The sequence below is a fragment of the Musicola keenii genome (genome assembly GCF_014855505.1).
Classification (GTDB): Bacteria; Pseudomonadota; Gammaproteobacteria; order Enterobacterales; family Enterobacteriaceae; genus Musicola; species Musicola paradisiaca.
Genome location: NZ_JAAWVW010000002.1, coordinates 324,479 through 330,726, shown reverse-complemented (window position 1 = coordinate 330,726; position 6,248 = coordinate 324,479). Strand labels below are relative to the sequence as shown.

Genomic DNA, 6,248 nt, shown 5'->3' with positions numbered 1-6,248 from the left:
GGTATGGAAAACACAAGAATAATTAGTAATAGTTTTTTATAATGATGCATAAAATTGCTGTTGCAAAAAATAAACGGGTATGAGAGCTTTATCACAAGCTTTGATGAGGGAACAGCAATGAGCGTATATATTAATGCGGTGGAAACCTATTTGCCCGGCCCGGTTATTAGTAATCAGGAGTTGGGGGATAAAATCGGATTTAAACCTGATTTAATTAAAAAACTTTTCGGTAATACCGGTCGGCATTTCGCTGTTAATATGAATACCGGTAAACCAACGGCGTCGTCAGCGGAGTTAATTAGCATTGTTATCCGTAAGCTTCTTGCCAGCACAGGGATAAATAAAAATTGTATTGATTTTATTATTGTGGCATCCGCCACGCCGGATACGCTATTGCCAAGCAGCGTAAATCAGGCGTGTCATGCCATGGGATTTCGGCAGATTGAAACCTACCAGATTGTTTCGGGGTGTTCCGGCGCCGTACAGGCGCTGAAACTGGCCCGCGAGCTGGTGGCGACGCCAGATAATGGCCTAAGCAACGGTCTGGTTATCGGGGTTGAAACGGCCCATAAGTTCCTAAATTTCTTTGATGAAAATTCAGGAAAGAAAGAGACGAAGGAACTGGTGAACTATACATTGTTCGGTGACGGCGTCGGTGGATGCCTGGTTTCCAATCAACAATCGGCATCCAGTATTGAGATCGAACATATTTCTTTTAAATATCTGGGTATTGATGAAGCGGTCGGTCAACTGGCGAATTGGCGCGGCAGTCGTAATGACATTGAATATGGCGCTTTGCTGAATGAAGAATATAAATTGATTGAGAAATTAGTGCCGGTTATTACTCAGGATACGGTTAATGCATTGACGGATAAATTAGGCGGGCGTCCAGACTGGCTGTTGCCGCCACAACTTTCCGGCTCGATGCTGGTGAAAATTTTGTCCGATATCGGTTATTCGACAGATAAAATATTCAGCCTAGTGGACAGAATTGGTAACACCGCCAACGCTGCATTATTTTTCCAAATAAAAGAATTTAGCGATATTTCTCTTTCCAATGAATGCGCTATCGGTATTTCTGTTGAGTCTTCACGTTGGCTGGCGGGCGGTTTGATTCTCCGAAATAGAAAAGATCTTTTATAACATGGCGTAAAAAGGATTTTTATCTATACCCCAAATAATTCGAGTTGCAGGAAGACGGCAACCGAGTGAATCCCCAGTCTCTGACCTGAGTAAACGCATCGGGATTTACGTATCAGCCGCCTTTTTGAAGCACGAATTATTGGGGTGTAAAGAAAATAGGGATGTTTATGAAACAGGATAATGCACTAAGTCGGATCGCCGCCTCGAAAAAAATCACGGCGGAAGGGAAACGTATTGTTAATATTGCCACCTTCAGTAATTTCAATCACAAAGCGTTGAATGACCTGATTACGTTCAATCTGAATGAACTGGGTTGCTATCCCTCCTTTTATGATGGTCTATACAGCGACTATTTTCCCCATGTACTGGGCAATGCCGCCGACATCAAAACATTTGGCGCGCAATTCCATTTTTATACCTTGGATACTTCCTTTATTGAAAACGACATCGGTGTATTGCTGCCTGCGGCTGAGATTCGCGAAAAAATTCAGGAGCAAAAAAGCCGGCTGGCATATCTGCTGAATTTTGCTGGCGCCGGCTGTGGCGCTCACGTCGTGCTGAACACTATTCATATCGGCGAGTCGCAACTCAAACAGATTATCGCGCAGGATCAACGGGCGGAACTGAAGCAACTGATCGGAGAGTTTAACTCGTTTCTTTTGGCGTTGGGGCAAACGGAAGACCGCGTGACAGTGGTCGATTTGCAGGCGTCTGGCGGGATAACGGAAGACCCCGCGACCAGCCGGACTGCGCAGTTACTGGGGCTGGGCGTCGGTCTGGCGGCGTTGGATGCCATCGCCCGCGTTGGTGCCGCATCCATCCGGCAGGCGCTCGGGAAAACGCTGAAATGCGTGGTCAGCGATCTGGATAACACGCTGTGGAAAGGTATTTTGGCCGACGACGGTGTCGACGGCATCCTGATGGCGGATAAACACATCGGCACGGGCCACCTGCGTTATCAGGCGTATCTGCGCACGCTGTACGATCAGGGCGTCATTTTAGCCATTTGCAGCAAAAACAACCTGGAGAATGTGGAAGAAGCGTTTAAACGCCGCGCCGATGAGATGCGTATTTCGCTGGATAAGTTCTCCGTGGTGAGCGCCAACTGGCAAGGGAAAAGCGGCAACATCCTGAATATCGCCAACGAGCTGAACATCTCCCCGGAGCACATGCTTTTTATTGATGATTCGGCGTTTGAATGTGCAGAAGTCAAAGCACGCATTCCGGCGATCACGGTGCTGGAGTTTTCCGGCGACATGGCGGAGAACGTTGCTGCGCTGATTTCCGCCGACTATTTCCAGCGTCCGACGATCAGCAGCGATGACCGTATGCGCAATTTGAGCTACGCGCAAAACAAGCGCCGCACTGAGCTGCAAAAAGAGTTTGCGGACGATCAGGCTTTTTTGAGCAGCCTGGATATGACGCTGACCATCCACCCGGTGGAGGCGGGCTCGCTGGATCGTGTATCGCAACTGACGTTGCGTACCAACCAGTTCAATATGACGACGCAACGGATGAGCCCGCAGGATGTCGCCGGCTACCTAACCCGGGAGGGACATCAGGCGGTTACGCTGGCGTGTCGCGATCGCATCGGCGATTACGGCACCATTGGCGCGATATTTTTGCGTTTCGCCAGCGACGGTTGCCATATCGACAATTTCATCATGAGTTGCCGTATCTTCGGGCGGCAAGTGGAGTTCGCGGCAATGCGCTGGCTGTTCGGTCTGTGTCAGGCGCAGGGTGTCGACCGGATCACCGCCGTATACGGCCCGACCGAAAAGAACAAAAAATTCCAGCGGTTCTATTCGGATTGCGGGTTTGCTGAAACAGCCAGCAACCTGTTCACCATTCTCGACCCAGCACCTGCATTACTGGCCGAGAAAAGCAATACCGTCACTGTCAACGAGAGGGAATGACCATGAAACTGGACGATTTTATCGGCTTGATTAACACCAAAACCGGCATGGGGCTGGCGACCGAACAGGCTCAGGAAGATTTGACCAACCTCCCGGAGTGGGATTCGCTCACGTTCGTCTATCTATTGATGGAGATCGAAAAACAGCAGAACGTCAAAATCGATGTCGAAAAGGTGTTGCAGTGCACCACGCTGAATGACATTTACCGGGTGGTGAGCCATGAAGTTGCGGCAAGTTTCTAAGGAACGGCGCCAGACGCTCTCTTTTCTGGCGATATCCAAGGGCATCCCTGCCATTACCGTTATGCGCGAGATCGATGTTTCGCGCATCGTCGCGGGCGGGCTGCAACGCAGGATGACGGCGATAACCATCAAGGCCATCAGCGATGCGCTGCGCCAGTATCCGCAACTGAACGCGATGATCAAATACGGCAGCGCCAGCACGTTGATTTGCCCAGATAACATCAGTAGCCGGGTGACGCTGGAAAAATCGCTGAACGGCGTATCCGGCGTGTATTCCCGGGTGATCAGCAATACGGATCGGTTGCCTGTTGCCGAGATCGATCGGGCGTTGCAGCAGTTCAAACTGGAGGACGCGGCGACCAGCGAGCACTACGAGAAAATCCGTTTTATTCAGCGTTTGCCGCCGTGGCTGGCCAGCCTGTTGCTGCGGTTGGCCATGTTGTCGCCGACGTTGCAGGCGCAAACCTGGGGCAGTTTCACCGTGACGTCGTTGGGGAAAAACGGCCCTGACGCCTGCATTCCTCTTTCCGGCTCTACGTTCACGTTTACGGTGGGGGTGATCAATGAAAAACCATCGCGAAACCCGCAGGACATGGCGACGTCGCATGTAGCGACGCTGTCGATGATCTTCGACCATCGCGTACTGGACGGACGGCTAGCGTCAGAATTTCTGGCACAGATAAAAAGCAATATGGAAGGTGTTGCACTGGAGTCAGCATCATGATGCTGGATGAACTCAAGAATTTTGTGTTGCTGCACAGTAATGTGCTGAATGTCGGCGCGGAAACCCGCGCCATCCTGCCGGACATTCATCATCTGGGCGATGACCTGCCGCATAGCTGGAGCCAGGTGTTTTACCGTCAGGCGCAACACTATGAACATCAGGGGGAATGGCTCAAGGCGTGTTCGCTTTACAATCTGGCGCGTTTTCCCTATCCGGAAACGCCGCTCCAGCATGAGTGCAATCAGCATTGCCTGCGGTTGTTCCGTCAGCAGTATATCGATAGCGGTAAAGTGACGCGGGCCACGTTGTCGCAGGGGCGGCAGGTATGCTACTTCAGCCAAAAGCGCAGCGGCAACGTCGTCATTATCAACGGCGGTATTATCTCGCTGAAAGAGCAATGGGTGCATCTGGTGGGGCTGTTTGAGCGTTTTGACGTGACCGTGGTGCTGACGGAAATGCCGGGGGTAGGGGAAAATCAGCTGCCCTACAGTGAGCAATCTTTCCGCATGTACAGCGATGTGCTGGATTATCTTGCGCAGGATCGTCCCGATATCCGGTGCCATATTTTCGGTCTGAGCTTTAGCGGGTTTATCGCGTATAAAAACAGCCTGACCGATAGCCGTATCCAGGGGATCACCATGGCGGGTACGCCGCTGGATTCGCTGTACCACGATCGGGATGTCTACCGGCGTCTGCCTTATGTTACGCGGCTGGTTATCAGGCAGAACGTGGGGAAAACCCATCCGGAACTGGATGACGACGACAAGGTATTTCGTTACCTCGATACCACGTTCGTCCTGCGTCAGGGAGATATTAATCATAGCGTTAGGCTGTATTACGTTCAGAGCTTGCGCGATGAGGTGATCCCCAATGCCGAAGCGGACACGATCCGCCGTTTGTCCCGGCATAACCATGTGCTGTCGCTGGATGATGTGCATGGGTCGCCCGGATACGGTAAAACCGTGCGGGTCTATCTGCTATGGTCGCTGCTGGATTCGTTACGCTTGTCGCGGGTGTTGCTGCGTGTCGCCGGGGTGGGGGTTCGCCTTTTGCGGTGTCTGAAGAGGTAGTGTCGGACACTCGCGGTGATAACCGCCGGGGCGGCGGTGTCCCGGCGAGATAGGCGTGCGCGCCGACGCCTGTATGACCCGACTGGCGTGTTGAGTTGAAAACCGTTTAGCCTGTTGTCAGTTTGGGGCGGTAACACCGCCCGTTTTTTTGTGTGCCCTCGACGCAGCCGTCAGCGTTTCTGGACATAGGTCATGGCCAGCGCCAGCGCCAGCACCAAGCCTTTGATGATATCCATGGCGTAATAAGGCACCGATAACATCACCAGACCGTTCTGCAAGACCCCGAGCAAGACGGCGCCGACCAGCGTTCCCAGCGCGTTCGGCTTGCCGGAGCCCGCCAGCGAGAAACCGATGTAAGCGGCCGCCACTGCATCCATCAGGTAGCCGCCGCCGGCGTTCACCTGGGAAGAGCCGATGCGGGATGCGAGCAGAATTCCGCCTAGCGCCGCCAGCAGCGACGAGATCAGATACGCCAATACGCGGTAGCGGGCAGTGCGGATACCGGCGAGTCGCGCCGCTTCCGGGTTGCCGCCGATGGCATACATCCGGCGACCATGCTGGGTCAGGGAGAGGTAAAGCTGCACCACCACCGTGACTGCCAGCATGATAATCACGATCACCGGTACCTGACCCAAGGTCGCGAACCGTTCAGGGATCACGCCTTCCGCCATCTCGCCGCTCGGCAGTAACATGTTTTGGGTAATAGAGCCGCCATAGCTGTAGGTCATGGCGACGCCCTGGATCACGAACAGGCTGGCGAGTGTCGCCAGCATATCGGGGATTCGCAGCACCACGATCAGAAAGGCGTTGAACAGCCCCACCAGCAGGCAGATCAACAGCGTCAGCGCGATCGCCCCCGCTGTGCCGAAACCGTGCCAGACGAACAGCGAGATAACCAGCGCGTTGGCCAGCGACGCCGTAGAGCCGACGGAAAGATCGAATCCGCCGACCGACAACGACATGGATACGCCGATGGCGATCACGGTGACGATGGCGATAGAGCGCAGGATATTAATGATGTTGTTGGGATCCAGAAAGGTGTCTGACGCCACCCCAAATAAGCTGATCAGCGCCATGACGGTAATCAGCATGCCCCATTTGTAGAGGAACTCGAACAGGCGATGGTAAAGGGGCTGCGTGCCGTTAGGGGAAA

6 protein-coding genes are annotated in these 6,248 nt (G+C 53.2%); 5 read left to right on the top strand and 1 reads right to left on the bottom strand.

Annotation, left to right across the window (positions count from 1 at the left end):
- The first annotated feature begins 117 nt into the window (after window positions 1-117).
- From HEP82_RS03755 to HEP82_RS03735, 5 genes are all read left to right on the top strand, one after another.
- Window positions 118-1,143: a 3-oxoacyl-ACP synthase III family protein gene (locus HEP82_RS03755; RefSeq protein ID WP_192456842.1), complete on the top strand. Its 1,026-nt coding sequence runs from the start codon at window positions 118-120 to the stop codon at window positions 1,141-1,143.
- Window positions 1,144-1,310: 167 nt separating this feature from the next.
- Complete coding sequence (locus HEP82_RS03750; RefSeq protein WP_192456841.1) at window positions 1,311-3,059, top strand: HAD-IIIC family phosphatase; 1,749 nt, start codon at window positions 1,311-1,313, stop codon at window positions 3,057-3,059.
- Window positions 3,060-3,061: 2 nt separating this feature from the next.
- Window positions 3,062-3,301 carry a phosphopantetheine-binding protein gene (locus tag HEP82_RS03745; protein WP_015854010.1) on the top strand — a complete coding sequence of 80 codons (240 nt, stop codon included), beginning with the start codon at window positions 3,062-3,064 and terminating at the stop codon, window positions 3,299-3,301.
- Window positions 3,279-4,025 carry a 2-oxo acid dehydrogenase subunit E2 gene (locus HEP82_RS03740; protein WP_192456840.1) on the top strand — a complete coding sequence of 249 codons (747 nt, stop codon included), beginning with the start codon at window positions 3,279-3,281 and terminating at the stop codon, window positions 4,023-4,025. The genes HEP82_RS03745 and HEP82_RS03740 overlap by 23 nt, the downstream gene beginning before the upstream one ends.
- Entirely contained in the window at window positions 4,022-5,095 is a 1,074-nt protein-coding gene (locus tag HEP82_RS03735; RefSeq protein WP_192456839.1) for an alpha/beta hydrolase family protein, read from the top strand. Before HEP82_RS03740 ends, HEP82_RS03735 begins: the two co-directional genes overlap by 4 nt.
- A 170-nt stretch (window positions 5,096-5,265) precedes the next feature.
- On the opposite strand, the gene HEP82_RS03730 is transcribed toward HEP82_RS03735, so the two are convergent.
- Window positions 5,266-6,186: an ABC transporter permease gene (locus HEP82_RS03730; protein WP_225622309.1), complete on the bottom strand. Its 921-nt coding sequence runs from the start codon at window positions 6,184-6,186 to the stop codon at window positions 5,266-5,268.
- Window positions 6,187-6,248 lie beyond the last annotated feature (62 nt).